Genomic DNA, 26,604 nt, shown 5'->3' with positions numbered 1-26,604 from the left:
ATGTAACTTTAATAAGCCACTAATTCTTAAATCTGTATTGATTCCCTTTTCTAATAAAAATAAATCACGATAAGATTGACAACGTAAAACCTCTTTCACTTCTTCTAGTTTTTTCTTATCTCAAATTTGCTGCACAATCTTCATTCCTTAGCCCTCCATACGTTATGTTACATTAAATGTATCTTTATTATATAATGTGTTACATTAAGTGATTTTCACATCTCTTTTACATTATTTGGTTTTTGTTGAGTTTGTTTTGCAAAATGCAACACTTTTGCACTGACCTTTCCTTAACGACAAACAAGACATCTAGTGTTAAAGTCACCTCTTATTTCCTTTACCAATGTCCAATTGGTCCAAAATAAAAAGTTCACCAATTAAGGCGAACTTTTTATGTACTATTGCTGCGAGTTTCGTTCACATCATTCTGTCCGTTATTTGAAAAACAAAGAAGTTTTTCATGATATATAATATGTATCTCTAAGAATAAATGTGCTTATACCCAATTTCTTTTTAGGTGTTAAATTTGTTCATTATTGTGTAATTTCTATATAGCAAAGAAAAAGCACCCATTACGGATGCTATTCTTTAATTAATACCTTTCTTGGTGTACTTCCTTTATAGAGGTATCTTTGATTATTTCGTTTTTCCCTCGTAGCATCCAATGGACTTATGAGCCCCAGTTCCTTTAAAGTACCAAGTGATTCCTGTTTCTCGATCAGTAAAAGAGTTAGCGAAAATCCCATTTTCATTTATCATTGACATTCTATAGGGAGCATTACTAGTAAGCCTAGGACAACTAGTATGATATTCATACATGTCATAAGATGAAAACTGTGGTGAATCAAGTTTTTTATTAGTATGATCAACTGTAGATGTTGCAGCTGAGGCTCCCATACCCCCTGTTAATACAAAACCAGTTGCTAATGCTCCCACTACTAATTTCTTGAACATAAAAATTCCCCCTTTAATAGTTTTATAACTCACACCTTAACTGTAACAAAGTTTACATAATTGTAAATATTTATAATATATAGAAAATTTTATTTAATTATTGTGAATATTAGGAACTCATTTTCTCAATGCAAGAAAATAAATTCTAATATATATTTAGAATTTCTATTTCTCTCATAGCTACTGCACCCTTACATTTTTAAAATATGACTACGCGCCTAACGTCAGTGGCTATGAGAGAAGCAAAAGTTCTCCCAGTAATTTCCAAATTTTATATCGGGATATTTCCGTACCCCTTTAAATTGACACCCTATTAGTAGGCACAGGTATCAACTTAAAGGAGAACAGAAGCTTTCCTCTGCTTAGACCCTTTAAATTAATGAAGTTTTGAAGACTATTTCAATTACGAATGAAATCAAGAAATACATACAGAATAAGGCTCGTTACCTCTTATTTGCATGCTAATTAAAACATCCTGCGAATAAGGAAGAACAACGTTATACGTTCACTCAATCTCTCATCAGCAGGAACTGGTTTCGGCCTCTCATATATAGGGGGGCATTCTGATGACAAATTTCGACGTTTTTTCAAAGAGAATTTATTATGAGAACGCGTTTTCGAAAAAGGGTTCCTGTTACAAATGTGGAGAAATATAGAAAATCATCGAAAATGATTGCACTTTGGGTTAACATAGTATTAAGGTAACTTTCTTAAGTAAGTATTTAAGGGGTGAATAATTTGAGTTTCACTAATAAGAGACCGTTAATTTTTATAGTCCTACTGTATATTGTATTGATAGCTTTTAACTATGCTAATCATAATCATTTCAATTGGTTTGAAAACCTTATAAAAACACTATTTATAGTAGCGTTTTTTGAAATTATGATGTGGTTATTTTCTTCAAAAAAAACAACCTCTAGAAGATAAGAGGTTGTTTTTTATCAATCACCAAGTTTTTCCAGTCCATCCTTCTTCTTCATATATACATGTACCTAGATACCAAGCAAGTTGACCAGCTAAACTAACTAAATTACCTTTGACGCCTAATCTAATCATTTTTCTAGCCGCTAATTCATATTCTTTGTTAGTAATATTAGCAATAATAGAACCTAAAAAACCTACTGATAGAAATTCTACATAATTTGCAATAAGTTTTCTTTCTATACAGTTATCTACAGCTTCTGTTTCTTGTTTGAATGGATCTTCATAGCCAGGTGGTGTATTTACACGTTGGATTTCTTGTCTCAATTGTTCTAATTCTTCAGTTTTACCATATTTGTTTTCTATCATATCGATATCAATATCTACTACTCTTCCATGTTTATCTCTAACTGAAGCTTCTTCAACAACAAATTTCAATTGTGCAGCTACTTCTTGTACTAATTTTTCTTCTTCACTATTGATCTCTTGAGCTTTGGAGATTCCAGCGAAAGAAGTTGTAAACAAAGCTAGCACGAGAGCCATTGATACAATATTCCTTAACATAGTCTTCATTTTTAATCCCATCCCTTTTTCCTTATTTATGCTTTTTTACCGGTATTTTCTAGCACAACTCTATCTTAATACATAAAGCTATAAAAATATATACCCTACAGAAAGCGGAAAAATAATGAAATTCAACGATTATTACCTTTAAAACAGCGGTTTCAAGATATTTACAATTTTATTATTTGAATATTCTGTGTTTTGTTTATCAATTAAATTGTGGATACAGATATAATACTAGATATTAGATTTACTGTTTTTAAGAGCACGATTTGGGAGGGCCACATCACTATCAACCTAAGAGAAGCAAGTACACAATAGCAGAAAAATAATGAAAAAAATAATAAAAAAGCTTATCATTAAGTACTATAGGATAAGCTTTTTTGTCTATATGTTTTAAATTTTATTTGATCTCTTCCAAGCTATTACTGTAATAAGATATTGAATACCAAATAGGAAAACGAAAAGTATAATGAATTTTGCTATTGCTGCTAACCATCCACCCAAATCTTCAGGGAAGTAATATTTGTATGTAGTAGCACCTATTGCGACAAAAGAAAAAATAAAGGTATTACTCATTTTTTCTTTTAATTTTTCTTTTAATTGCTCTTTATTATTAATATCTGTTTCATAAACACCAGTTAGAATAGATTTAATAAAGAAGAAAATCATATAACAAATTATAATAGCTAATGAAGCCATCCATTCTAGGAATGGGTGGTGTAGATATGCTCCCCTTATTACAACATCTATAAAAGCTAAAAGTAGGACAATAATTCCAGATTGCGCCCAAATTTTCATTTCGATTTGTTGAATTCTTTCATCTGAGTGTGTACTGAGTGAAAACCATTTTTTTAGTTTTTCCATTTTAGAGTTCCTCCCAAAATAATTTATCTAAATTCTTATCTATTGTTTTAGCTATATGCATACAAAGCTTTAAAGAAGGGTTACACTTATTGCTTTCAATAAGGCTACTGGTTCGTCGCGTAACGTTTACAACATCGGCCAACTCCTGTTGAGTTAGACCTTTTTAACTCTTCCCATTTTCTCTTTACTTACAAACATTAAATAAACCTCATTTGTAAAGTTAACTTCATACCACAATATCTTATATTCTATATATTAAATTATCAACAAAATATATGCAATATATATTTTACATTAAGACATATATATATTACTAAACTCTTTATTTTTTTATCTAAAACTATCCTACAAATATAAGAATAGAAATTTTTTCTGTAGACGCCTTTTTCTTTTAGTTATTTTCGTATCCCCAATGTAACCCCAAGGGATTTATGTATCCGAGTTTTTGTGTACTTTATATTAATTATGCATAATTACATAATTTTTCTTTATATAACGATATTGAAATTTACATTTTTAACCTGTAAAATACAGGATGTTAAATAAATACCTAAGGAGTTGTTAATATGAAAAAATTTATGGGCATGTTAGCTATGTGTTTTGCACTTACACTAGCATTTTTACCAACTATTTCAAAGGCGGATTCTTCTCCACTACGAAGTGTTAGCATTAGTGCTGTAGGCGATAATAACAAAATGTATAGTGCAAGTTCTTACTTATCTATTCCTGTTCTTAAAGGCGATTATCTTTATGTGAAAGTTAGTGAAGTAGGTACACCGGATTCATATTCAGAAGCTTTAACTATTAATGGTGTTAGATATGCAGGAGGTTCTTTAGACGAAGTCAGTTCTTATACTGGTCCATTCGGATCTGAAAAAACATTTAGATTACGTATCAAAGATTCGTACATCTTCTCAAACACACCAAATTCAACAAACACTATAGCTTTTGAAGCTAGAGTTCCTTTCTCAATGCAAGTATTATCTAAAAGTATATCGGTTCATGTAGAATAATTTATAACATTATTATTAAATAAAAAATACATCCCTATAAGGATGTATTTTTTATTTAATTGAAGAAAAGACGATGCATACAATATCAAAATCTAATTAACATATCATTTGATTATCGGTAGCAAGATCAAAGATGCCCCTACTCTCGGAAAGAAACCTCCTTTTTCTTTTAATTATTTGCTTGTCCCGAATATAACAGCGAGGAATTTATATATTCGAGTTATGGTTTACTTTCATTTAAAATGCAAATACCAATACATTGCAACTTCATCGCTTACTTCATGTATCCCTTTATATACTAAAAAATCCAATCCACCTATTACAAACCCACATTTTTCATAGAACCTACATGCTGCTACATTATTATTTTGTGTTTCAAGCATTATACCTGGCATATTGCTTTCTTTTGCCCACTGCGTTGCTTGCTCAATTAACCTCCTACCAACTCCAAGTGAACGATATTTTTTATCCACCTTTATATCTTCTATGTAAGCATAGTGATTCCAATTCTTTTTCAATACCATTACTCCTATAATTTGGTCATGTAAAATTGCTATGTAAATTACTTGTTCAGTCTTATTTATATATTCAGTGTATGCTAGTTCATCATCATATTGATCTTGTAAATAACTTTTCTCATAACTTGGAACGTCTTCTACTGTATATTCTATTTGCTTATTTACTTTTGAAAGAGAAAAAATTAACCGAGAGTTTACTATAAAATTATCATCAATCTCCGGTAAATTGTCTAAATCATCTACTTCTAATTCTCTAATTATAAGGTTCATCGTATTCTCCTTTACGTGGGACCTCCAATTCATATTATTCCCCCTAGTTCTTTCCATGTCCCTTATTCAATTCTAATTTACTAACTGATTAGCATTATTGCAAATCAAAATAATAAAACCGCATCTCCAATTATTAGATAACTATCTAATACATTGGAGATGCGGTTCACTTAGGTCATTGATGTTTCAGCTATTCTCTTTATTTGAAAATTACAGCTTTTGCGATATGGAAAAGCCCATGTAGGACTTTAGTCCGCCTTTAGGCATGGGATGAAAGTATCGTTTTTGCATAACAAAACATGATATACTTCATTTATAGTCATGCAAAAGACTCTAAAACAACTGTTCTCTGAAAGCAGAATACATGTGAGGTTGGAGTAGCCAATTCTTCTACTCCGTAAAATGTGTTAAGTCGTCAAGAACAAGACGTTAAAACATTTGAGAACCAACAACCTGTACGGTATGGTCACAGTAACGTAGCCCACGAACCTATATGGTCTGTTGTGGGAGTGGTGATGACACACCGCAATCTTGCACGTCAGCGATACCAGAAATGGACTTTGCCTTTGGTAGCAAGAATCCCACTGACGTTAGTCAGCTTGCCCCTTTAGGGGTGGGAATGTCAAATCTACCATACTAATTTAATCTTATATTCCTGAAGCCAACTATTAACTTGAAGTAAATAATCTATTATACCTCGTGCATCATTACCTGAAATTACTTCGTCTTTTCCTTCTGCAATAGCACGGACTCTTTCTACATTAATTAATGGCAAAATAGGTGATTGAGGATCGTTCAACACATGTAACATCCAATCACTAATACCTTGTAGATAAGAAGCATCCTTTGTGCTTGGATATGCACTTTTTTTGCGATAACGTACATCCTCTGGAAGTACATTTTCAAAAGCTCGACGTAAAATACCTTTTTCAATATTGTCTATACTCTTTTTTTCGAATGGGACATTCCATAAGTATTCTACAAGCCGGTAATCGCAAAATGGAACTCGTACTTCAAAGCCATTCATCATACTTGTACGATCTTTTCGTTCTAGCATAAATGGCAAGAAACGTGTAATAAACATGTAAGACATTTGACGTTGCTTCCTTTGCAGATCACTTTCACCTTCTAAAAAGGGAACCTCAGCAACCGCATCTTCAAATTTTTGTTTTTGGTATTTTTCAGGGCTAATCTTCGCTTTAAGATCCTCAGATAAAATTTCGGTACTATACCATAAATTAACACTCCAAGGGAATATCTCTGCATCTAAAAACTTTTCTTGATGGAACCATGGATATCCTGAGAATACTTCATCTGCAGATTCGCCTGAAAGTGCAACTGTTGCGTCTTTTTTCATTTCCTTAAATAGCAAATAAAGAGACGTTTCTAGTTCTCCAACTCCAGGTAGATCACGCGCTCGCATTGGAATTAATAAATGCTCTATTAAACTATCTGATCCCAACTCTATAGAGTGATGCTTTGTTCCTACATATTCTGCCACACGTTTCACCCAAGGTTCATCACGATCAAAACGAAGAAAGTCTTGCTTAAAGTCTTTTTCATCATTGATGAAATTCAGGGAATAAGTATGAAGGCGTTCCCCTTTATTCCCAAATTCGTTTCCTGCTAAACCTGTTAGGCCACTTGAATCTAAACCTCCGGAAAGCATAGATACTACTGGTCTATCAGCAATTAACTGACGTTTAACCGTATCTTGTAAAATAGAGCGGATTGTCTCCACTGTCGTATCAATATCATCTATATGGTTTTTACTTTCAAGTTTCCAATACTGTGTCGTATTCGAGCCATTAGTGGTAAATGTCATATAATGGCCAGCACGCACTTCGTGTATATCCTTGAAAATCGCATGACCTGGAGTACGTGTTGGTCCAAGACAAAATATCTCAGAAAGCCCTTCTTTATCTACTTCTGCATCTACAAGTGGATGCGAAAGTAAAACTTTTAACTCTGAACCAAAGAGAATTGCACTCCCTCTTTGAGCGAAAAATAAAGGCTTCACACCTAGATGATCACGACCAAGCATCAATTTCCCAAATCTTTCATCCCAAATACCAAAAGCAAAAATCCCATTTAAGTGTTGAACACAATCTTCTTGCCATTCTAAATAAGCATGCAGTAATACCTCTGTATCAGACTTTGTCTGAAATTCATGACCTTTCTCCTCAAGTTCTTTACGTAATTCTTGATAGTTATAAATTTCTCCATTGAACGTAAGACCAATCGTATCATTTCCATCTTTATACAGCATAGGTTGAAGGCCACCTTCAGGATCAATGACGATGAGACGTCGATGACCTAATGCCGCTCGCTTTGAAAACCAATGCCCCTCTGCATCAGGTCCTCGATGAATGATAGCATCTGTCATTTTTTTTAACGTTTCTTGTTCATTAGACAAGTCTTTAGACCAGTCTATCCACCCTGCAATTCCACACATAGTGTCTACCTTCTCTCAAATAGTATAGAAATCGACTAAAATCAGATATCAGTCGGTTTTTCATAAAAAAATCCGACTAAAAACATCTTTTAGTCATGTTTATATAATAAAATGAATCGAATGAAAAATCAAATAATTCAATCGATAAAGAAGTAACTATCCCCTTTCATTTGAATTCTCATCGTCCGATTAAAAATTATTACCTCACACTTTCATTTTATCCCTAAATTAGAAAGTTGCATTCTATTATAGTTATATACTAGAAATAAGAATGGTGTATGTTATTCTATAAGAAACAAATAGAGGAATTTTTATTAAGAGTTACAAAATTACAAATGAACTGATACAGTATGTAAAGACCGAAAACTTCGCTAAATATATCAAGGATAGGGTGTAGACAATGATCAAATTAGAAAAAGAGAATAAAAAGATGAAAATCATTCAATCTGCCACAATACTGTTCTCTACGCGTGGTGTCCGTAACACGACGGTTGATGAAATTGCAAAGAAAGCTAAAGTTGGTAAAGGTACTATTTATTATTACTATACAGATAAAACTGAAATATTATGTGACTGCTATATGCGTCATATTCAACTTAAACGCTCACAATTATTTGATTTATTTAAAGAGGAAAAGGATATTTTACTTCGAATACAAAAAATCCTTCATTACATCAGCCTAGAATATCATCAAGACCCATTTGTTTCTACACTCTTTCAAGAATATAAAGAGTACCATTCACCTGAAATTATAGCTTGTTTTAAAAAATCTGAAGAAGAAGCAATTAAAATGATAAGTAATTTGCTTGAAAAAGGTTATCAGCAAGGGGCTTTTCTGAAGGTACCATTACCGCTAACAGCTTTTATGTTAGTGCGAATGATTTTTAACTATGAACAGGATTATATGAAAGATGATAAAAGTGATAAAGAATTTCTGCAGTTGCTACAACATATGCTTCTTAAAAACTAGTTTTAACCACATACAAAAAATAATTGTGGTACAAATATATGAAAAAGAAAACCGCCTAAAAGGGTGGTCTTTTTTTGGCTTTAAATCACTTACTTCTTAATTTCTAATTTAAGAGCAAAAGCAAAATTAGAAATTGCTCTGAACTTCCAACGATGATAAATACGTTCAGCCATTCCAATTTCGCTATAGACCATATAATCACATACAGATTCTCCTTCTAAATAACGCTTATTAATAATCTCCCTCTGCATCTTACCAGTACAGCCATGACCCAATCGACTTAAAAACTGATCAATACGGAATGACATTAACTCCAGCCACTCTTCATGCCCGCTTTATTGCAAATTTGCAATTGCTACATCCTCCAACGGCTTTCCAACAGCATGTATAGGGCCACGTTCTCTCCTTTCATAAGGAGGAGTGACTTTCATTACCTTACGAATCGTTCCTAACTGTTTATATAAGAACACCCTCTAACTCCCCTTGCGTTGCTAATCTATCGGTTTTTGGTAAGAAAGATAATTGTTTAATCATGTAAAACCACTGCTTTTTATTTTAAAATCACTTTTGTCTTAACGCTTGGCGTCTACGTTCATAATAAGGACTATGCATCCCCATTCCCCCAACTTCACGAGTACTTAATTTCTCTTTTTGTTTTTTCTTCTTTTTTTCTTGGATTACTTTTTACTCACGTAACTGATCTCTTAGTACCTTCATTTTCTCATCGCTCTTTTCATAATAAAAAGAACACCTATTCCTAAAACAGCTTTCATTGCTGCTTTAATGAATTGATGTCTTCTAGTTTTCTAGTCGGACTATATAATATTTAATACCCCTTTAAAATCCCTCTTCTAAAAGTTATTAATTTCTTTTGATTAACTATATAACTCATGTATGACAACTATGATTCTCTTTTATCAACATAATATTCAGTTTTATCTATTGTTTGATTTAGCTAATTCTCATTTTGGCTATTTTAATTTTTTTTTAAAATTCCCCATTTGATAATTTCAAACTACAAGCGTATGAATATTATTAGTATTTTTAAACAAAATAAAAATTACACAACACATTTTCATTATTTTAAAATTTATCTACATCATGTAAATTCTCAAAAAATCCTCCCGTAAATCTATGTTTTCCACCCCGGCTTAATATTTTTTCTAGACCATCCATATCCTCCGAAGGAAATACAGGAATAGGCACGGTATTTATATTCTCCATGTACTCAGGTAATAACGATCTTAACGCGATATCCATTCTTATTTCGCCCGCACGCATTAAAGTATTAATCTCACTATCATGAAAGCTGTCTAAATCAGTGCGAAGACCAGCTAACAGACTTTCAACATCCTTAGAACGATTTGGTAATTTATAATCAGGTAAAGAAGTTTTATCATTATAAAAAGGATTATTATTTTTTTCGAATAAAGATTGAATAGGTTTACTAAGAATAAGTTGCAATCCTGGGTATATTTGGGGATCTAAGGTTTTTAATAGTCTTCTCCTTAAAACTACAATTTGACTATTAGATGTATCTAAAATCCGTTTCGTTAATTCAAAATGTGAAGGTACTTCATCTTCTTTCCAAAATTTTTCAGATGCAGAAGCGTCTAATACAAGGTAAATTTCATCAATACTTGCGTCTGGATCTGGAATAAATTTCATAGGCTCTTTTCTATGTTTTGTATTTGAAGGGGAACTACTGTTTTTGTTCTCACCATCTGATATTAATATCGGCTCAGTCCCAATATTATCAAAAACCCCTCCATCAGAAAACCAAAGTGTGTCAAATTTCAACAAAGGATTCCCCTGCATTCTATTTTCTGGATCACTAAAATTTCTTCCCTCTAATGATAGTGACATAGGTGCAAATAAAACTGGAAAAGCAGCTGAGGTCGCAACAGCATAAGAAACTGTAATATCATCAAAATCATTTGATTTTCCAATAAGTGTTCCATATATTTCTTGATTGGAAAAATAAAACATCCTCATCGTATCTAAACAAGTTGTATTACAGTACCATTTTATAGGGGAATTTTCTAATTCCTTCATCCTTACCCCTTCACATAAATATTTATCTAACATTGTCGGAAAGGCTTTGCTGCATTTTTCACGAATAGACTTGAAAGATAATGCTTGTTTTGTAAACGAATTTGTGAGTAACTTTGTACGAAGGTCTATTTGTCCTAATTTTACCAACGGATTCACTACGCGTTCTTCAAAATCATTTACATTACGGAATGATCCACCTTTATGCAATGCAAGCATAATAGCGGCGGCCGTAATGCTGCCACCTGAAACAGAACTAATGCAATTTACATATTGATCTAGCTTGCATTCAACTAAACGTTTATACCCCCCTAACGCATAAAAAGTCGCTCTAAACCCACCTCCAGAAAACGCTAATTTCAACTCCTTCTTCATCTATGATTCCTCCTTAACTCTTCACCCCATAAAATTCGAGTAAAGTTATGCAAAACGTTTAAATATAAAATACTTATTAGTAATAAGGTAATTCATGGAATGTATCACTTACATGTGATACATTCCATTCAATAAATTACAAATTAATTTTTTTTGATATTCAAATATCTATCTGTACTCTTTCCCATGATACTTAATAAATCCTACAGGGCGATGAGTAAAGTGTATTACCGCATACCCTGGATTACCTTCGCTTGGAGTCGCAGTAGTTTTATCTAAATACTCACCTTGTAATTCAATTTCTTCTCCCTCTTCTAAATCTGGGATACGATTTGGTATTCCTAAATTATCCCCATAACGAATTGCACAAAATACTATCGTATCGATGGTTAATGATTCTGGTAACCCATGAGCATCAATAAGTTCTACTTGATCAACTATAATATGTTGATGAGTACCCCCTTGAGGGTTTGTATCATCTTCTTCCACTTGTTTTATAATTCCTTTAACATGAACAATCGGACCGTGATGTGATAATGGATGACGATGATGCTCCATAGGATGGTCAGCTAAAGTGTGACCATAATGAGGATGTCTTTTTAAATTTTCAATCATAATTCTACCTCCAAATTTTATTATAGATATTGCTCTTTCTTGAACAATCTTTTGCATGTTATATCAAGATTATTCATTTTTATTTATATTAGTATAAATAGAAATTCAAAGAATACCTTTTAAAATAACGTTTTTATTCAGTTTTATAGAATAGTGAAAACAACTCTTGCCATAAATATTACAGTTAATTAAGTATGTAATAATTATCTTGTGACATTTTCTAAAGGGCACTTATACAAGGTGCTCTCTTTCTCTTGTTATGAAATAAAGACTTCACATACATTAAAAATGTACATATACTAATCATGATTATCTCATTATTAATTATTGAGTATCATCTTCGATACACTCCTTACTCATAGAGTTCCTTCCTCCCATCGACTGCACTCTTTCAAAACGGGGCTCTTTCCTCCGTATCTTCTAGGAACAGGCAGGTAACTTAATTATTTGCACTTTTATCTTAAAATCTCTTGTTCATACTATTTAGAGAAGACATCTCATGCCATTGAGATCAAACTCCAGCACATGTTAATTGAACAGCCGTCCCCATATAAGGTACGTTTTTTTATCTTCCCTCTCTCTTTTTTGTATTCAAATAACAATTATACATTTATGTATTTATATATTTTTTATACATTAATATTAAAAAACTCTTCATTTAGGAGCTACTTTAAAATCTTAAGTTGATGGGCATGTGGCGGACCCCTACTAATATTCTTGCTTTTAAATTAATTTCAGTATATTATATTCATATGATAATATAGGAATTATGGTATACAGAAAGGGATCAAATCTATTTGTAAGATTTAAATCCTTTTCAAAGATAAAAAAATTTCACCAAAACTGAATATAACTTATGCTTGTCTTTTTAAGATGTATCTAATAAAAATAGATTTTTTTATCAATACAATTGTGTTTTCAATATAAATGAAAAATTTTTAATAGAAGTTTATTTACTTTCAATAATAAGAGGTAGTGTTCTAAAACATAGAGAAATAAGGCACCATACATAGTATCTGACAAACTTGAGAGGTTTTGTATGTAGTTTGCTCATCACAGATACAACAAAAGAGCCTTACCTATCTAGGCAAGACTCTACTAGTTTAGTTATATAATATTTACATAACAACTAAGAAACTAAAAACATATAACACCAAGTAGCAGAACCCTAATATTCCTCCTACAGCTAATACCTGTTTAGCCCAACTTTTAACTTTCAGATTGCTGTAAATCACTTGTACTCTTTCCATATTTCCTCCTATTAGGGAAAACCCTTAAAGACTCACACCTCGCTATGATACCATTAAAGAATGACTAATAGAGCCTAATTTTTGTCTAAACGTATAAATATGCAATATTGCATACAAAAATGTATTGTTATAAATGTAAACGCTTACTATAATAAGGTTATAAAGATTCACACATCTTAATACAAAAACAGAGGAGAGAATAATATGGAAATCGCAATGGCAGTTTTAAAATTTATTGGTGGAGCAATCCCATTAGTTCAAGAACTTCTAAAAGCATTTATGTAATTTCATTATTTAGCAATTCTTTATAAATATTATCATACAAATGATCTGTATATCAAAGATGAATTGATTTACAGATCATTTGCGTGAGCAAGGTCCCTTTAACATTATTGAGGGAATTTTTTAATTTTTAAATACTTAAGGTTACGTCACATCAAAATCAAGTTAGCAAAACAAAATGAAAAATGCGCCACCCATTCCTATGATTCTACAAAAAGAATAGTGTATTTTTCATTTTGGAGTATTATAAAACTTTAACTGGATAGTGATTGAGTAACAGTTGTGATTTAAACATAAGATAAGATTATACAAAGATTACCTACCGATATGTGGAAGATGAAAAATAAACTTGCGAAATTGAAACGATTGAATTAAAGAACTTGATATCAGTATGGTTAACAGAATGTGAAAATTACTTAAAAAATCGTGATCTTAGCTAAACAAGACCAAGCCCCCTCCTCTCCAGGACGGTCTTGGTCTTGTTTACATTCACATACAAATTCTTATTTGTATTGTTTCATGGGTTCCCTTTTAAATTATATACGTCTACTTTACCATCGATAACCACTGACTAATGTCTCCTATTCAATCGTACAGATTACCTATGCCATATTCTAAAGGACCCCTCTTGGCTAAAATGATAAAAATAAAGAGAGATACTTGTCCCTCTCTCAATAAGTACTTTTATTTTAAAATTTTAAATCAGCCCTTTTAATATTAAACCCAAAACCGACATAGTGATCGCGCTAATAATAATTCGTAGAATCCAAGTTGTATTCATGCTAATCTTTTCTAATTGCTTATTAATTGTAGCTATGTCTTTCTCATTAATTGTTGTGCGAGTTTCTAAATTACGAATATCTCGCATTAGTTCTTTTTGTTCTGCTTTTAAACTGTCAATTTTTACATAAACATCTTCCAATGTGTTCACATCCTTTTATAATCTTAATAGAGCAATCTTTACATAATATGAGACAACCTTATTCGTGGTGAATTGATTACAGGAAACCCCATACAAAATCCGTATTTTGTTAATAATAAAATACGAAGAAATTCATTTATTTTCCCCTTTGAATAACTTTTTTACAAAGAAAAAAGACCTTGTAAATTACAAAGCCTTTTTTCTTATATATAAATTTACAACTTTCATTTTAGTATTGTTAAATCCCCCCACCAAGCTCTGTATTAGCTGGTGCTCCTGTATTCCCATGCGATTCTAATTTCGGCGCAGGGAAATGTCCATGCGTATAAGTTGGCGCTCCTCCATGATCCCCATCAGCTTCTAACTTCGGTGCAGGTGTATCTCCTACATTAAAAGAAGGTATTGGATAGTCTCCATATCCATAAACTGGTGCTCCTGTATGCCCATGAGTATAGGACGGTGCTCCACCTGTATGTCCATGTGCATAACTCGGAGACCAGCCCTCTCCATGAGTATAAGTTGGTGCTCCCCCATAATCTCCATGTGCATATGCAGGCGCTCCTCCTCCATCCCCTTCTGAAGCCGCTTGAACAACCCCTCCACCATTTCCATGAGTAAAACCAAAAATTCCAAATCCTAAAACAGATAAACCTACGACTGCTGTACCAATTCTCCTTTTCATAATCGCTCTCCTCTATGTGTATTTCATGTTAATTGAAATGAACATATTATGGATATCAGTCATGATGAAAATTCGACTCATTTCATTACCATATATTTATACTTCTATGTATTTTTTTGTAAAACCTTCTTGAAATCTGAAGAAAATGGTTATTTTTTGTAAAAAATAAAATGCAGTAACAAATTATTCACTTCACAATTTAGGCTTCTTTGCCTAGCCATATTCACCACCTCGCGGTAATCCCTAATTTAATATTGAAATTCTCTAAATCTCGATGTATTATATTTTTGTATTTTCTCAGTTCCCAAGCCGAGAATACATCATCACTTCTGAAAGGACTCGAACTCCATCGGGTTCTTTTTCATTCCTCTTATTGTAAATCTATTTATTTAAATGTAAAATTATAAATGAGCTCTAATATTTTGAATCGAGGTGAAAATCATGAGAAGTTTTAGCTCATTAATAATCTCTACTATCTGTTCAGTACTTCTTATAATTTGGAATTTCAATTCCTTCTATCACGGATTGACAACAGGACGTACATACTACTGGATTAATGGCATCGCAGCTGTTATCTTCCTTTTATTCTTTATCCTCAACATGCGCGATTTTAAAAAGAAAAACTACAGAACCTCATAACAATAGGAGTGATACATATGTGGGAAAGATTTAAAAACTATAAATATTCCTCAAAAGAATTAAAGTTCATGCTTTGGTTATTTGGTATTACTTGTTTTGTACACTCAGTCGCTTTTTTGGGCGGACTATTTTCTTCCGAGTTCCTTTGGTTTAAAGGCCTTTGTGCGATTGCAGCACTATTAGCTTTTATGGATGTTAAGCGGAAAATTAATAAGTATAAGGTAGCATTGTGAAAAGGAGCCACTGCAGGTTCTTTTTTTCTGTTCAAAATAAAAAAGCAGCTGTTAGGCTACTTAAAATTCGTCTTATCACCAAATAAAATGATATATATATTCTCCCGTTACACTTTCATTAATTCCAGCAACCCTAGCAAATCTCATCACGTCAGCACCCTGAAGGAAATACATTGTTAGCATAACTGGCACCCGTGACCACATAAACCGATAAAGTTCATTCACTCTTTGCTTAGTCGTAACAATTAAATCGTTCGCTGGTCCATTAATCCACGCAGAGGTTCTAACTGAAGTAAACGGAAGATCTTTCCCATTCACCACTATTCTCGCCATTATATGTGTTATATCCACATCGATACCCTCATTCCAAGAATCAAATCTGTTTCCCATATTTACATAAGTATTCGATTCTATAAGAAATGTTTAAAATGCTTTTTTATTAAATAAAAAAGCAGCTGATTCGCTACTTCTATTCGCTCCAACCTTCAAAATCTTTATATTGCTTTGGATATTCATTTTTGAACACATTTTCATGCCATGCATCATCTGCGTCCGACCTTGACTGCTTATTATTTTATTCATTCACATCACCATTTCCAATGAACTACTCAGGACTCCTATGAACGTAATGGTAAATAAACTTGATTTAGGATATCTAGAAAATTAATATTTTAATTAAGGTTATTTTAAGGAAGATTATCTATTCAAATGCCCATTTTGTTCAAAATAAAGAGTCCGCCAATTAAGGCGAACTCTTTATGTACCTATTTCTGTGAGTTTCGTTCCCATCATGTTGTTCGTTATTTGAAAAACAAAGAAGCTTTTCATGATATATAATATGTATCTCTTCAAGCAATGTGCTTATACCCAATTTCTTTTTAGGTGTCCAATAGTCCATTAATGTGTAATTTCTATATAACAAAGAAAAAAGCACCCATATTGGATGCTATTTCTGAGTTATTTGATTCTTTTTAAGCCTCTTTCACAGTTACTGTAACTTCTGCTAAATCATCACTATTTGTGTACTTATTGATTTCTAAACTTACTTCGACAACTTCATAACGATCATGTCCTATTTTTACTTTTTTGTTTTTTTCTAACACTGCAATTAACCCTGCTAAATCATGGCTGTCTATTGAAGCTTTTAGTTTTTTCTTTTCGTCTTTAAAAGAAACAAGCATAAATCCCCCTCCTCCCCAAATCTATCTATTCGAAAAAGAACTTCAACATCCTTTTTATCTAAACAAACAAAAATCCAACACCGAAGTGACAGCTTTCAAAGGGATGGGAGAAACATTCACGAAAGGGGAATTTCGAAATGAGTCAATTTAAGGCTGAGCACTCTCAACCTTCTCCAAGCCACCGCATCATGTAATTTTCTAGCTCTTATTAGCTACGCGCTTTACGTTCGGTGACTGGGAGAAGAGTAAGAATCTTCCCGTTTATGCTCCGTAGAGCCGACCAATACTTCAGCTTTCACCTTTGCTCCATTGATAACGATTTAATAACTTATCTTCTTGAATCTCATATCCAAACTCAATAGCAGATGCTAATTTAACAAGATTCCCTTCTCCTCTTAACCATTCATAAGTTGAATTGTTATTTATGTCGCACATTTCAAGCATCATGTATACCGAGCCTTCTCTCCCGTACTTCTCAGCCTTTTTTGATAGCTCTTCAGCAACTGCTCTAGGAATCATAATTTTCTTATCCATTTCCTTCTTCCTCCCCTGGATAAAATTAAATATTCCGTCAATAATGTAGATGACACGGTAATCTTTTCTCCTTTCCCCCTTGGAGAACCGAGCGGTTAGCTTTTGCTAGCTGCTCTTTTACTTATCCCATGTAATAACCTTGTTCTTTTATCTTTTCCCATTTATCAGTATCAAAGATTTGTTCTTCATTGCGTTTCCGACCATAGCAATTAGTAACCAGCTTTACCTTTACAAACTTTTTATCAAACTCGTTTGTCCATTCCTCAGTGTACGGTTCCTCACTGATCACTTCTTCAATGTATTGCTCTAATAAATTCATATCCATTCCCCTTTTCTACAAAATGAAATTTTTATTAAGTTTTCTATTAATAATATATATTGTTTTCTTTTCTGAATTAGCTTAAAGATAGATAGTTCAACAATAAACTATTTTGTGTTAGTCTAAACTAAAAAAGAAAGGAACTGAATATAATGAACTTAAGAAATGATAGTTTCAAACAAGCGGGAGAAGTTGTCCAGTCATTTGTAACAATTAACAAAGAAATTATAAAGTTCACACATCAAAACGCCTCAAGTTTAGGATTAACAGTACAACAAATGGGTATTTTAAATACAATTTATGCAATTCCTAATATCACTCTTAAAGAGATTTCAGAACGTCTTTCAGTTCCTAAAAGTACAGTGAGTGTAAATGTAGATGATTTAGTTAATCTAGAGTTCATCGAACGAAAACAATCAGATGAAGATCGTAGAGAAATCAAATTAAAAGTAACACCCAAAGGACAAGAGGCATCGAAAAAATCCATTGAAAACTCTACTTCCTACAAAGCGATGTCCCTAGCATTACAGCAGCTTCAAGAAGATGATGTTCAAACATTATTGCGTATTCATAAAAGTTTATTAACCTCTATAAAGCAATTTCGTTGATTGATGTAAAACATTAATAAAACAAATTCTAATTCTTATTTTTCAAAGAACTGAGCAGTTAGGTTTCACTAGCTGTTCTTTTATTTAAAATAGCGTTTTGGTTGATTTTCCGTTGACATTTTGTTGATTTTTTCTTCACATTTAAATGAAACCAACATACGATATTGTATGTAGTCTCTCCGCTCATTGAGATCTACCTTTCTTGTTTAAGAGTACGCTTATATGTGTACTCTTTTAATTTATTATTTAATAAAGATTTAGCTTTAGGACCACACCATTCTAAAAAAGGATGCATATCCTGTCTTGTTTCCTCTTTCAATATATATCTTGGTAAAGAGCGCTTTTAAAGGCGTTCTTTTTATTTATTACTAAATAAGATTTTATTGAGATTTAAAAATAATACCGCCCTATACTATTTATTTGCTGTTTCCAAAACCAAAAGAATTCATACTATAAAAATGAGATATTAATAAAAAATTTATTATACTATTTCTCTAAACACACAAGTGAGGTGATTTTGATAGATTATAAAGACAAAGATATACTCAATAAATTTCCCCTTATGGATATTAAAAATATTATCCTCCCCCACTATCCTACTGGACCCACTGGTCCTACTGGTTCCACTGGCCCTACTGGCTCTACTGGTCCTACTGGTCCCACTGGCTCTACCGGTTCTACTGGTTCTACCGGCTCTACTGGTTCCACTGGTCTAACTGGTCCCACTGGCTCTACCGGTTCTACTGGTTCTACTGGTTCTACTGGTTCTACCGGCTCTACTGGTTCCACTGGTTCTACTGGTTCTACTGGCTCTACTGGTTCTACCGGCTCTACTGGTCCCACTGGCTCTACCGGTTCTACTGGTTCTACTGGTTCCACTGGTCCTACTGGTTCCACTGGTTCTACTGGTTCCACTGGCTCTACTGGTTCCACTGGTCCTACTGGTTCCACTGGTCCTACTGGTTCCACTGGTCCTACTGGTTCCACTGGCTCTACTGGTTCCACTGGCTCTACTGGTCCCACTGGCTCTACTGGTTCCACTGGTCCTACTGGTTCCACTGGTTCCACTGGTCCTACTGGTTCCACTGGCTCTACTGGTTCCACTGGTCCTACTGGTTCCACTGGTCCTACTGGTTCCACTGGCTCTACTGGTTCCACTGGCTCTACTGGTCCCACTGGCTCTACTGGTTCCACTGGTCCTACTGGTTCTACTGGTTCCACTGGCTCTACTGGCTCCCCCGGTGTAGGATTAACAAACTATCTATATGTTTTTGATACAACTAATCAGTCAATTGTAGTGGGAGGTAATGTTACTTTTAATACAAATGGTCCTATAATAGGAACTGCCCTTACCCACATAACAGGTACTGGAAATATTATAATTAATACAATAGGAACATATGTAGCAGGGTTTCAATTAGAAGCTGCTCGTGAAAATCAATTTTCCTTTGCACTAAATGGTACACCAATTCCAGGTGGACGATTTGGAACGGGATCACCCCATTCAATAAATCAAGGCACTGTTGCTTTTACAGTAGCAGCCGTACCTTCGACATTAACTTTAATAAATAATATTTCTTCAGCAGGTACTATCACTCTCTCAAATAATGATGGTGGCTCTTTAACAAGTGTATCTGCAAGTATAAGTATTTTTCAGGTAGGATGATTAATTTGGTTAGAAATGTGATTCTTAATGCAACTCTCCTTGACTTTTGTGAATCACTTAGGGAATATAATTTCTAACTTTTTAATTTGATTAAAGCAACTATTTGTTAAATAACTTTTCGCCTTTAAACCGGACAAACATGTATTATTGATGCGACAGCTTGTCATTGATAGAACTTCTTTAGAAAAGGCAACATAAAAAGGTGCTCTTTTTATTCAATGTTGTTTACACGATTATGAAGAATAAAATATATATGATAATTCAATGCTCATAAAGCTTATCTTTCTAAGAGCCTACTCATTTGTACGCTCTTTTTTTGTATTCAAATCACGATTTTGTTAAGTTTTCCTCCATCCATTTTTTATACGTCTTTCCGCTAAACACATTTGCCCAGAAAATCCTATATTATTGAACAGGATTATCGGCTCTTTTTCACTTCACATACACATAGGCTTCATTTGCTGTTACATAGTATGTTTTCCCTTTGCTATTGTGTACTTTATATTATGACAATCCATTGACAGTTACTTTCGCATCAATCGTAAATCCTGCATCTAAAAAAACCAGCAACAGCTATGGATAAAATATGTTTCTATTTCTTTTTCATTTCCTATTGTCATCCTTTTTCATAATTTTCGTATGGTCAAACAATCCACTTGCTGACAATCCGATAATCATTCCTTGAAATATATTCATTTTGATATCTTGTGACAAAAATAAAACACCTAGCATAATGCCAAGCGTCAAATTAAATATCGGGATATATTTCGTTTGCAATCCATTTGTCTTTGCAATTTGTGATAACCCTGTAACAACCCCAATCATTGCCGCAATTTCAATCATTACATACCGCCACCTTTCAAGAGAAAGGTCAAAGCTGCTCCAATTAGACCACCAATAATAAGACGTAAGATCCATGTTGTATTAGCGCTAATCTTATCTAATTGCTTATTGATATTAATAATGTCTTTTTCATTACCTGTTGTCCGCATTTCTAAACTTCTAATCTCTAATCGTATATCCTTAATATCTTGCCTTATTTCCTGAACATCGCCTTTCACCTCTTGTATACCATCCATATTGCACCTCTTTCCCACTTCTTATTTGATTTAAAATAAAAAAGCCTACATTACATACGCTTCATTATTTAGTTCCTTCTTTTTTATCTGTCTCTTCTATATGTTCCTCGCTAGAATCCCCAACATCAACTTCTACTGCTGGACCCCCAGATTTGTCAATGGAAACCGTAATTGGACTACCTCTAAATAGCTCCACGTTAACATTAAAATTACTAGCGGTAATAATCCCAGCATTCACTAAATTATCTACAACATCATCAATTTCCATGAATTTATTGTCATTACCTGGAATCGCATCCTCATTCGGGGCTGGATTTTGAATGAATTGCATAACTAACTTCTCTAAGATTGGAATGATTTGCTTGATAATTTGGCTCTGTAATTGATTGTCTTCTGGATGTTTATTTTGGATAGGATTTGTCATCTTGTTCTCTCCCCTAAAATAAAAATAGAGCAGCTTATAGCTGCTCCGTTTGTATTTTCTTTTCAGTTTTTATTTTTGTTAATTCTTCAGTTTTTAATTGTGCTTTAGAGATCTTCTATTTATACCTTTAACATTCTTTTCTGATGTGTTTAATTTATTTGTGATTTCACTATCTTTTTTCTTTATTTTTTCTATAGATTTGTTAAATCCTTCATTTGGCTGTCCCATTTTAGTAACTGCTTTTCTATTTCTACTTGTTTGTTTTTCACTGGAGTAAGAGTTTGTATAATCTCTTTAATATTTTTGAAACTTTATTGTATTACTACGATAATTTTTTAGCACCTTCCACTTTTTAATTTCTTTATTTTTTTGTGGATGCAATATCTATATTAGCTAAATCCATTGTTTCTTTACTAATTCTACATCCGGTATAATAAGCCCCTAACCTGTGCCACTCATACGAGTGAACCTTAACCTTTTATCGAATATCTACAATGTCAAAATGTTTCTCTGGTGCCCAACGATTCCCACCAATATCAATCCAGCCTTCTTTACGGAAGAATACCGTAAGAGGTTCTTTTGAGTTAATACTGCCTTTGTATGCGCCGTTAATTCCATCACAATAGCTTACTTCATATCCTTCTGGGAATTTTGATATGGCTTTAAAAGGTCTCCAATAATAATGCTCTGCTTTTACCCAACGGCTTCTACCTAAATCTAACCAAGCATCATTATCTTCTCCCCAGTACGCATCCCAATATAATACTTCTGCTGCTGTTGTAAAGTCCCCCAGATATTTACCGTGTGGTCTATCATGATAGTTAATGCCATATCCTTCCCAGTATATTGATTTTGCCATCCCAATCCCCTCTGGTTGCGGTGTACCAACAACGCCACCCTTACCTGTAAACCATTCAAGAGATTTTTCACCGTTTAAATAATTTAAATCTACATTACCAGTTACGCCTGCAAGACTACCTGTTTCTGTATACTGCCATAAATCACAACTATACGCTGGTTTATTTCCATAACGTGGAATCCAAAGGAAATCCGCATTCACAGTATTTAGTCCATAGCTTGTATACATGTGGTGTGATACATATAGACCCACTTTCCAGCCTGCTGCACGGCATGTATCAATAAATGCCTGTGAAGCTTTTGCTAAGTTAGCCGCTCCACAACTTGCTAATGTATCATCTTCTACATCTAATACTAAAAATTTTGCTTCTTTATCAGCGCGCGCCATAAAATCATTTGCTTCTACAATAGCATCCTGAACACTTACATAACATCCATAAGCATAGTGCCCAAATGGAACACCATAGTCTTTACAGCCTTGCACATACTCTTTATAACGTTTATCAATTGTCCTTGACCCATATTGTACACGTATAATAGCAAGGTCTAGCTCCTTACTAGCTGCAGCCCAATTTATTGAATTATTGTGATGAGATAAATCTGCAATTTTCTTCATTTCCATTCTCCTTCTTTCCCCTATAAAAATTTAAGAATAAAAAAACAACTCTTAACAGAGTTGTTTTTATCGAATATCTACAATGTCAAAGTGTTTCTCTGGTGTCCAACGATTCCCACCAATATCAATCCAGCCTTCTTTACGGAAAAATACCGTAAGAGGTTCTTTTGAGTTAATACTGCCTTTGTATGCGCCGTCAATTCCATCACAATAACTTACTTCATATCCTTCTGGGAATTTTGATATTGCTTTGAAGGGTCTCCAATAATAATGCTCTGCTTTTACCCAACGGCCTCTACCTAAATCTAACCAAACATCATTATCTTCTCCCCAGTACGCATCCCAGTATAATACTTCTGCTGCTGTCGTAAAGTCCGCAATATATTTACCGTGTGGTCCATCGTAGTAATTAATGCCGTATCCTTCCCAGTATATTGATCTTGCCATCCCAATCCCCTCTGGTTGCGGTGTACCAACAACACCACCTTTTCCCAAGTAGTCTAACGGATTCACAGCATTACTCTTATTCATATTCCAGCTGCCTTTATGCATTTCAAAATGTAAATGCTGACCATAGGCTTCTCCTGTTTCTCCCATAACCCCGATTGTTTGTCCTTGTGTAACATAATCACCTTGCTTAACTGTACGGGAGCCACTTCGCATATGAGCATATACGGTTTCCCATGTAACTCCATTAATATTATGGACAATCATAATACACTCGCCGTAACTAGTTGAAAAATACGAACGACTAACTTGCCCGCCAGCTGCTGCATAAATTGGATGATAACCTGCTTGTGCAAGGTCTATCCCATGATGATCTGGTCTGTCACCCCTAAAACCACTTGTTACTCTCGTTGTATCTGTTGGATAAATAAATGTTGCCATATAAATCTTCCTTTCTATTTCTATATTGTCTATATTTATTATTTTTAAATATATTGTAGGTTTTCCAACCTCAAAATGAACAAGACAGAACATTTCCCTATTGTTATCTACTATTAAAATATCCATCTTGTAACCATAAGTTAAATGTCACTGAAATTAGCCAAAAATATCGAAAGCTATTATTCTATATAGCTAACTCTTCTTACCTAAAACACCGTTTAAAGATAAAAAACAACTCTTAACAGAGTTGTTTTTATCGAATATCTACAATGTCAAAGTGTTTCTCTGGTGTCCAACGATTCCCACCAATATCAATCCAGCCTTCTTTACGGAAGAATACTGTAAGAGGTTCTTTTGAGTTAATACTGCCTTTGTATGCGCCGTCAATTCCATCACAATAGCTTACTTCATATCCTTCTGGGAATTTTGATATGGCTTTAAAAGGTCTCCAATAATAATGCTCTGCTTTTACCCAACGACTTCTACCTAAATCTAACCAAACATCATTATCTTCTCCCCAGTATGCATCCCAGTATAATACTTCTGCTGCTGTCGTAAAGTCCGCAATATACTTACCGTGTGGGCCATCGTAGTAATTAATGCCGTATCCTTCCCAGTATATTGATCTTGCCATCCCAATCCCCTCTGGTTGCGGAACACCTCCTGCATTAAAATCTACATATTGTTTAACAATTTCAGCGTAGAAGAAATTCCCTCCATTTTTATATCGGTAACCACCATTGTAGGCCACAGCAATCGGGTTACTATATCGAACCATGGCACCTGTTGTATTTCCAAGTGATGGTGCAACAACCGTTTTAGAGTACAGATCCGCTACCGGTAATGAATGTTGTTTATTGTTAGAAGCTAACCAGCGAAGGTAAGCTCGTCCAAAATTATATGATTGAACAATGGCACTTAAATCTGTAATACCATTTTTTTTCGCATCATCAAAAGCTCCTTTTAAATGCTTTACTCCATAATAAATTGAATCTTTAGGGTTTTTAATTGTATTCATTGGCCAGCCTTGTGATTCACTTGACTGCATAATATCAGGTGTTTTTTCAGAATTCCCGTCACTTTCCACCATAATGATTCCAAGTACGTAAGGAACCAACTCAGAAACACCTTGTGCAGAACATTCACTTTCTACCATCGATTGCCAACGTAACACTTGTTGTGGCAGATTCTTTGTTGTAGCTGAAGCAGCTAATATACTCATTATTAAACATCTCCTTATTTCCCTATTATTTTTGTCTAAAATACTACTATTTTACGAAATATGACTATCAATCAAATGCCCATTAATCTATAAAATTACTTCATGTTGCTCACCTTCTTTCATAACAAAAAGAGCAACCATAAAAATAGTTGCTCTTTCGTCGAAATCTTATATTACTACTATAAATCACTTTTTCAAGACTTTCTGTACACTGCATGTAGCCTACAAAAAGGTAACATTAAAACTCCTCTAAAAACTTGACAATCTTTCTTATTTCAGCATGTTTTCGTCGGATATAGCCTGTACTATAATGCAAGTCAAACGCTATTTGTTCTAAAGTCATTCCATCAACATACTTCATTTTGAGTATTTGATGATCTAATCCTGAAAATTTATTAATTAAAACCTTTAAATTGAACATTTCATTCATCTTATGTCCTAATTCATATTCAATAGCTCCAATCCGATTTTCTACTTTAGCCCCTTCCGATTCAGCAGTTAATCGTACATATTGCAAGTCCCCACTAGTCCAGCGCTTTAACTCTACTTTTGATTTGTCTAAGTTATATTCTAAATATGTAATTTCTTCTTCTAGTTTCTGATAATCTTTCAGCCAGTCAAACATAAAATAATTCACCCACTTATCTTTATTTAGGTTCTACTTTTATTGGTACCACAAAGGTAAACTAACTCCAGGCCCCAATTGTATTAAACATTTAGATGTTTCCTATGCTTTATATTTTTTTAATAAAGCCTTTAATCTCTCACGCTCTACATCTATATTTGATTGAGTATTTTTTTGGAGTTGTTCCCTAGGATTTTCACCTTCTTTTTGATGCAACCATTCCGGTACCATTTCAATTCGCTTGATATATCCTGAACCAATTTCTTTTTTATTCTTTTTAAAATCAAACTGTAAATCTGATTTAGCAATATCATTTAGTGTTTTGACCCCTTGGATTTCCCAATTTTTAAGAATTCCACGTACATACCTCCACTTTGGTACGTTTTCATCAATAGATCTATTTACTGCTTCAAAAATCAATTCAATTCCCAATGCTCCGCAAAATTCACCGAGCTCTGGGATAGCTGTTTTACTTAACGGAATACCGTTTTTCAGCAAATAGCTATAAGCTATTTTAAAATCTTCATCCATCAATCTTTGTGATAGTAATTTATCTTGATTATCATGATGATAATTTGTATTTGGTATATCCGTATTTAGTTCTTTAGTACTTTGTATATCCGTATTTAGTAGCTTGTGATTATCCACCGGTAGGTTACCAGCAACAGGATTTCCAGCAGATAGTTTTTCCACTGGTGGAAAATCATCCACTGGGATCTCGTAAATAAGCGTCTCCCATCTTACAATTTTATTTTTTTCATCTCTAATCGGAAATCTTTTAATGTATCCATACTCTTTTAATTCCTTCATTCCAGCTCTTAAGCTGTTAATACCATCTTTTGCATGCTGGGATAATTCCTCTCTATAAAACACCCAATCATCTGGAAGTGTAAGTATGTATGCTAATATCCCCTTCGCCTTCCAAGAAAGTCTTTTATCTTTTAAACCCGTATTATTAATAACAGAATAATTATTATCCTTTTTAACTCTAAAAATCCCCAT

General features: G+C 33.5%; 27 protein-coding genes and 5 pseudogenes. 7 read left to right on the top strand and 25 right to left on the bottom strand.

Annotated elements, in window-relative coordinates:
• Positions 1–636 precede the first annotated feature (636 nt).
• From QCI44_RS28710 to QCI44_RS28695, 4 genes and pseudogenes are all read right to left on the bottom strand, one after another.
• Positions 637–954, bottom strand: coding sequence for an LCI fold-containing protein (locus QCI44_RS28710; protein WP_016089898.1), 318 nt, complete (start codon positions 952–954; stop codon positions 637–639).
• Positions 955–1,899: 945 nt separating this feature from the next.
• Positions 1,900–2,460 carry a hypothetical protein gene (locus tag QCI44_RS28705; protein WP_016089897.1) on the bottom strand — a complete coding sequence of 187 codons (561 nt, stop codon included), beginning with the start codon at positions 2,458–2,460 and terminating at the stop codon, positions 1,900–1,902.
• A 375-nt stretch (positions 2,461–2,835) separates the two neighbouring features.
• On the bottom strand, positions 2,836–3,306 hold the full coding sequence (locus QCI44_RS28700; RefSeq protein ID WP_016089896.1) for a DUF6773 family protein: 471 nt from the start codon (positions 3,304–3,306) through the stop codon (positions 2,836–2,838).
• Position 3,307: 1 nt separating this feature from the next.
• Positions 3,308–3,504 (bottom strand): annotated as a pseudogene (locus QCI44_RS28695) (helix-turn-helix transcriptional regulator).
• A gap of 368 nt (positions 3,505–3,872) precedes the next feature.
• Between QCI44_RS28695 and QCI44_RS28690 the strand changes: the two are divergent.
• Positions 3,873–4,319, top strand: coding sequence for a hypothetical protein (locus QCI44_RS28690; protein WP_016089895.1), 447 nt, complete (start codon positions 3,873–3,875; stop codon positions 4,317–4,319).
• Between the two features lie 233 nt (positions 4,320–4,552).
• On the opposite strand, the gene satA is transcribed toward QCI44_RS28690, so the two are convergent.
• Together satA and asnB are read right to left on the bottom strand one after the other, a co-directional pair.
• Entirely contained in the window at positions 4,553–5,107 is a 555-nt protein-coding gene (satA, locus tag QCI44_RS28685; protein WP_033659953.1) for a streptothricin N-acetyltransferase SatA, read from the bottom strand.
• Between the two features lie 628 nt (positions 5,108–5,735).
• Positions 5,736–7,562 (bottom strand): asparagine synthase (glutamine-hydrolyzing), encoded by a 1,827-nt coding sequence (gene asnB, locus QCI44_RS28680; protein WP_016089893.1) that lies wholly within the window; start codon positions 7,560–7,562, stop codon positions 5,736–5,738.
• Between the two features lie 400 nt (positions 7,563–7,962).
• Between asnB and QCI44_RS28675 the strand changes: the two genes are divergently transcribed.
• Entirely contained in the window at positions 7,963–8,532 is a 570-nt protein-coding gene (locus tag QCI44_RS28675; RefSeq protein ID WP_016089892.1) for a TetR/AcrR family transcriptional regulator, read from the top strand.
• A gap of 89 nt (positions 8,533–8,621) precedes the next feature.
• Here the strand turns inward: QCI44_RS28675 and QCI44_RS28670 are convergent.
• The 4 genes and pseudogenes from QCI44_RS28670 to QCI44_RS28655 all read right to left on the bottom strand — a co-directional run bounded on the left by QCI44_RS28670 (position 8,622) and on the right by QCI44_RS28655 (position 12,824).
• Positions 8,622–9,066: pseudogene (locus tag QCI44_RS28670) on the bottom strand (ArpU family phage packaging/lysis transcriptional regulator).
• A 549-nt stretch (positions 9,067–9,615) separates the two neighbouring features.
• Positions 9,616–10,959 (bottom strand): patatin-like phospholipase family protein, encoded by a 1,344-nt coding sequence (locus QCI44_RS28665; RefSeq protein WP_016135795.1) that lies wholly within the window; start codon positions 10,957–10,959, stop codon positions 9,616–9,618.
• Positions 10,960–11,127: 168 nt separating this feature from the next.
• A complete protein-coding gene (locus QCI44_RS28660; protein ID WP_016089889.1) occupies positions 11,128–11,574 on the bottom strand; it encodes a hypothetical protein in 447 nt (148 codons plus the stop codon).
• A gap of 1,118 nt (positions 11,575–12,692) precedes the next feature.
• Positions 12,693–12,824: a hypothetical protein gene (locus QCI44_RS28655; protein WP_255302392.1), complete on the bottom strand. Its 132-nt coding sequence runs from the start codon at positions 12,822–12,824 to the stop codon at positions 12,693–12,695.
• Between the two features lie 99 nt (positions 12,825–12,923).
• Between QCI44_RS28655 and QCI44_RS28650 the strand changes: the two are divergent.
• Positions 12,924–13,109, top strand: a pseudogene (locus tag QCI44_RS28650) (hypothetical protein).
• 694 nt (positions 13,110–13,803) lie between these two features.
• On the opposite strand, the gene QCI44_RS28645 reads toward QCI44_RS28650, so the two are convergent.
• Complete coding sequence (locus QCI44_RS28645) at positions 13,804–14,028, bottom strand: hemolysin XhlA family protein (RefSeq protein ID WP_016135794.1); 225 nt, start codon at positions 14,026–14,028, stop codon at positions 13,804–13,806.
• 238 nt (positions 14,029–14,266) lie between these two features.
• Positions 14,267–14,710, bottom strand: a complete 444-nt coding sequence (locus QCI44_RS28640; protein WP_353811568.1) for a hypothetical protein — start codon at positions 14,708–14,710, stop codon at positions 14,267–14,269.
• Positions 14,711–15,151: 441 nt separating this feature from the next.
• Here QCI44_RS28640 and QCI44_RS28635 point away from each other — a divergent pair, with 441 nt between their 5' ends.
• Positions 15,152–15,349: a hypothetical protein gene (locus QCI44_RS28635; protein ID WP_080345102.1), complete on the top strand. Its 198-nt coding sequence runs from the start codon at positions 15,152–15,154 to the stop codon at positions 15,347–15,349.
• Between the two features lie 17 nt (positions 15,350–15,366).
• On the top strand, positions 15,367–15,582 hold the full coding sequence (locus QCI44_RS28630; protein WP_353811567.1) for a hypothetical protein: 216 nt from the start codon (positions 15,367–15,369) through the stop codon (positions 15,580–15,582).
• A 75-nt stretch (positions 15,583–15,657) separates the two neighbouring features.
• Here the strand turns inward: QCI44_RS28630 and QCI44_RS28625 are convergent, their stop codons facing one another.
• The 4 genes from QCI44_RS28625 to QCI44_RS28610 all read right to left on the bottom strand — a co-directional run bounded on the left by QCI44_RS28625 (position 15,658) and on the right by QCI44_RS28610 (position 17,616).
• Positions 15,658–15,972 (bottom strand): hypothetical protein, encoded by a 315-nt coding sequence (locus QCI44_RS28625; protein ID WP_353811566.1) that lies wholly within the window; start codon positions 15,970–15,972, stop codon positions 15,658–15,660.
• Positions 15,973–16,553: 581 nt separating this feature from the next.
• On the bottom strand, positions 16,554–16,763 hold the full coding sequence (locus QCI44_RS28620) for a hypothetical protein (protein WP_016135790.1): 210 nt from the start codon (positions 16,761–16,763) through the stop codon (positions 16,554–16,556).
• Between the two features lie 288 nt (positions 16,764–17,051).
• Positions 17,052–17,297 (bottom strand): hypothetical protein, encoded by a 246-nt coding sequence (locus QCI44_RS28615; RefSeq protein ID WP_353811565.1) that lies wholly within the window; start codon positions 17,295–17,297, stop codon positions 17,052–17,054.
• Positions 17,298–17,418: 121 nt separating this feature from the next.
• A complete protein-coding gene (locus QCI44_RS28610; protein WP_353811564.1) occupies positions 17,419–17,616 on the bottom strand; it encodes a hypothetical protein in 198 nt (65 codons plus the stop codon).
• Between the two features lie 152 nt (positions 17,617–17,768).
• Here QCI44_RS28610 and QCI44_RS28605 point away from each other — a divergent pair, with 152 nt between their 5' ends.
• Both QCI44_RS28605 and QCI44_RS30680 read left to right on the top strand, forming a co-directional pair.
• Complete coding sequence (locus QCI44_RS28605; RefSeq protein ID WP_353811563.1) at positions 17,769–18,224, top strand: MarR family winged helix-turn-helix transcriptional regulator; 456 nt, start codon at positions 17,769–17,771, stop codon at positions 18,222–18,224.
• 1,018 nt (positions 18,225–19,242) lie between these two features.
• Positions 19,243–19,890: pseudogene (locus QCI44_RS30680) on the top strand (collagen-like protein); the annotation flags it as partial.
• Positions 19,891–20,322: 432 nt separating this feature from the next.
• On the opposite strand, the pseudogene QCI44_RS28590 reads toward QCI44_RS30680, so the two are convergent.
• The 9 genes and pseudogenes from QCI44_RS28590 to QCI44_RS28550 all read right to left on the bottom strand — a co-directional run.
• Positions 20,323–20,439: pseudogene (locus tag QCI44_RS28590) on the bottom strand (N-acetylmuramoyl-L-alanine amidase); the annotation flags it as partial.
• Between the two features lie 54 nt (positions 20,440–20,493).
• Positions 20,494–20,733: a holin gene (locus QCI44_RS28585; protein ID WP_353811560.1), complete on the bottom strand. Its 240-nt coding sequence runs from the start codon at positions 20,731–20,733 to the stop codon at positions 20,494–20,496.
• Entirely contained in the window at positions 20,733–20,969 is a 237-nt protein-coding gene (locus QCI44_RS28580) for a hemolysin XhlA family protein (protein ID WP_000348715.1), read from the bottom strand. The genes QCI44_RS28585 and QCI44_RS28580 overlap by 1 nt, the downstream gene beginning before the upstream one ends.
• A gap of 64 nt (positions 20,970–21,033) precedes the next feature.
• On the bottom strand, positions 21,034–21,393 hold the full coding sequence (locus QCI44_RS28575; protein WP_353811559.1) for a hypothetical protein: 360 nt from the start codon (positions 21,391–21,393) through the stop codon (positions 21,034–21,036).
• A 478-nt stretch (positions 21,394–21,871) separates the two neighbouring features.
• Positions 21,872–22,867: a GH25 family lysozyme gene (locus QCI44_RS28570; protein WP_353811558.1), complete on the bottom strand. Its 996-nt coding sequence runs from the start codon at positions 22,865–22,867 to the stop codon at positions 21,872–21,874.
• Positions 22,868–22,933: 66 nt separating this feature from the next.
• The gene (locus QCI44_RS28565; protein WP_353811557.1) at positions 22,934–23,755 is read right to left on the bottom strand and encodes a M23 family metallopeptidase; all 822 of its coding nucleotides are present in this window, start codon (positions 23,753–23,755) and stop codon (positions 22,934–22,936) included.
• A 253-nt stretch (positions 23,756–24,008) separates the two neighbouring features.
• Complete coding sequence (locus tag QCI44_RS28560) at positions 24,009–24,977, bottom strand: lysozyme family protein (RefSeq protein ID WP_046955426.1); 969 nt, start codon at positions 24,975–24,977, stop codon at positions 24,009–24,011.
• Positions 24,978–25,215: 238 nt separating this feature from the next.
• The gene (locus QCI44_RS28555; protein ID WP_353811556.1) at positions 25,216–25,602 is read right to left on the bottom strand and encodes a hypothetical protein; all 387 of its coding nucleotides are present in this window, start codon (positions 25,600–25,602) and stop codon (positions 25,216–25,218) included.
• Between the two features lie 102 nt (positions 25,603–25,704).
• Entirely contained in the window at positions 25,705–26,604 is a 900-nt protein-coding gene (locus tag QCI44_RS28550) for a DnaD domain-containing protein (protein ID WP_353811555.1), read from the bottom strand.

The organism is Bacillus cereus group sp. RP37 (genome assembly GCF_040459695.1).
Taxonomy (GTDB): domain Bacteria; phylum Bacillota; class Bacilli; order Bacillales; family Bacillaceae_G; genus Bacillus_A.
The sequence above is the reverse complement of the archived record's forward strand: the minus strand, read 5'-3'. Positions and strand labels throughout refer to the sequence as shown.

Coding starts and splice junctions, on each gene's coding strand:
- QCI44_RS28655 (WP_255302392.1), bottom strand. CDS start 12,824: ATGGAAAGAGTACAAGTGATTTACAGCAATCTGAAAGTTAAAAGTTGG.
- QCI44_RS28630 (WP_353811567.1), top strand. CDS start 15,367: ATGTGGGAAAGATTTAAAAACTATAAATATTCCTCAAAAGAATTAAAG.
- satA (WP_033659953.1), bottom strand. CDS start 5,107: ATGAACCTTATAATTAGAGAATTAGAAGTAGATGATTTAGACAATTTA.
- asnB (WP_016089893.1), bottom strand. CDS start 7,562: ATGTGTGGAATTGCAGGGTGGATAGACTGGTCTAAAGACTTGTCTAAT.
- QCI44_RS28550 (WP_353811555.1), bottom strand. CDS start 26,604: ATGGGGATTTTTAGAGTTAAAAAGGATAATAATTATTCTGTTATTAAT.
- QCI44_RS28575 (WP_353811559.1), bottom strand. CDS start 21,393: ATGACAAATCCTATCCAAAATAAACATCCAGAAGACAATCAATTACAG.
- QCI44_RS28555 (WP_353811556.1), bottom strand. CDS start 25,602: ATGTTTGACTGGCTGAAAGATTATCAGAAACTAGAAGAAGAAATTACA.
- QCI44_RS28675 (WP_016089892.1), top strand. CDS start 7,963: ATGATCAAATTAGAAAAAGAGAATAAAAAGATGAAAATCATTCAATCT.
- QCI44_RS28660 (WP_016089889.1), bottom strand. CDS start 11,574: ATGATTGAAAATTTAAAAAGACATCCTCATTATGGTCACACTTTAGCT.
- QCI44_RS28705 (WP_016089897.1), bottom strand. CDS start 2,460: ATGGGATTAAAAATGAAGACTATGTTAAGGAATATTGTATCAATGGCT.
- QCI44_RS28565 (WP_353811557.1), bottom strand. CDS start 23,755: ATGGCAACATTTATTTATCCAACAGATACAACGAGAGTAACAAGTGGT.
- QCI44_RS28580 (WP_000348715.1), bottom strand. CDS start 20,969: ATGGATGGTATACAAGAGGTGAAAGGCGATGTTCAGGAAATAAGGCAA.
- QCI44_RS28665 (WP_016135795.1), bottom strand. CDS start 10,959: ATGAAGAAGGAGTTGAAATTAGCGTTTTCTGGAGGTGGGTTTAGAGCG.
- QCI44_RS28615 (WP_353811565.1), bottom strand. CDS start 17,297: ATGGATAAGAAAATTATGATTCCTAGAGCAGTTGCTGAAGAGCTATCA.
- QCI44_RS28625 (WP_353811566.1), bottom strand. CDS start 15,972: ATGGGAAACAGATTTGATTCTTGGAATGAGGGTATCGATGTGGATATA.
- QCI44_RS28700 (WP_016089896.1), bottom strand. CDS start 3,306: ATGGAAAAACTAAAAAAATGGTTTTCACTCAGTACACACTCAGATGAA.
- QCI44_RS28560 (WP_046955426.1), bottom strand. CDS start 24,977: ATGAGTATATTAGCTGCTTCAGCTACAACAAAGAATCTGCCACAACAA.
- QCI44_RS28690 (WP_016089895.1), top strand. CDS start 3,873: ATGAAAAAATTTATGGGCATGTTAGCTATGTGTTTTGCACTTACACTA.
- QCI44_RS28605 (WP_353811563.1), top strand. CDS start 17,769: ATGAACTTAAGAAATGATAGTTTCAAACAAGCGGGAGAAGTTGTCCAG.
- QCI44_RS28610 (WP_353811564.1), bottom strand. CDS start 17,616: ATGAATTTATTAGAGCAATACATTGAAGAAGTGATCAGTGAGGAACCG.
- QCI44_RS28640 (WP_353811568.1), bottom strand. CDS start 14,710: ATGAAAAGGAGAATTGGTACAGCAGTCGTAGGTTTATCTGTTTTAGGA.
- QCI44_RS28635 (WP_080345102.1), top strand. CDS start 15,152: ATGAGAAGTTTTAGCTCATTAATAATCTCTACTATCTGTTCAGTACTT.
- QCI44_RS28620 (WP_016135790.1), bottom strand. CDS start 16,763: ATGCTTGTTTCTTTTAAAGACGAAAAGAAAAAACTAAAAGCTTCAATA.
- QCI44_RS28710 (WP_016089898.1), bottom strand. CDS start 954: ATGTTCAAGAAATTAGTAGTGGGAGCATTAGCAACTGGTTTTGTATTA.
- QCI44_RS28570 (WP_353811558.1), bottom strand. CDS start 22,867: ATGAAGAAAATTGCAGATTTATCTCATCACAATAATTCAATAAATTGG.
- QCI44_RS28585 (WP_353811560.1), bottom strand. CDS start 20,733: ATGATTGAAATTGCGGCAATGATTGGGGTTGTTACAGGGTTATCACAA.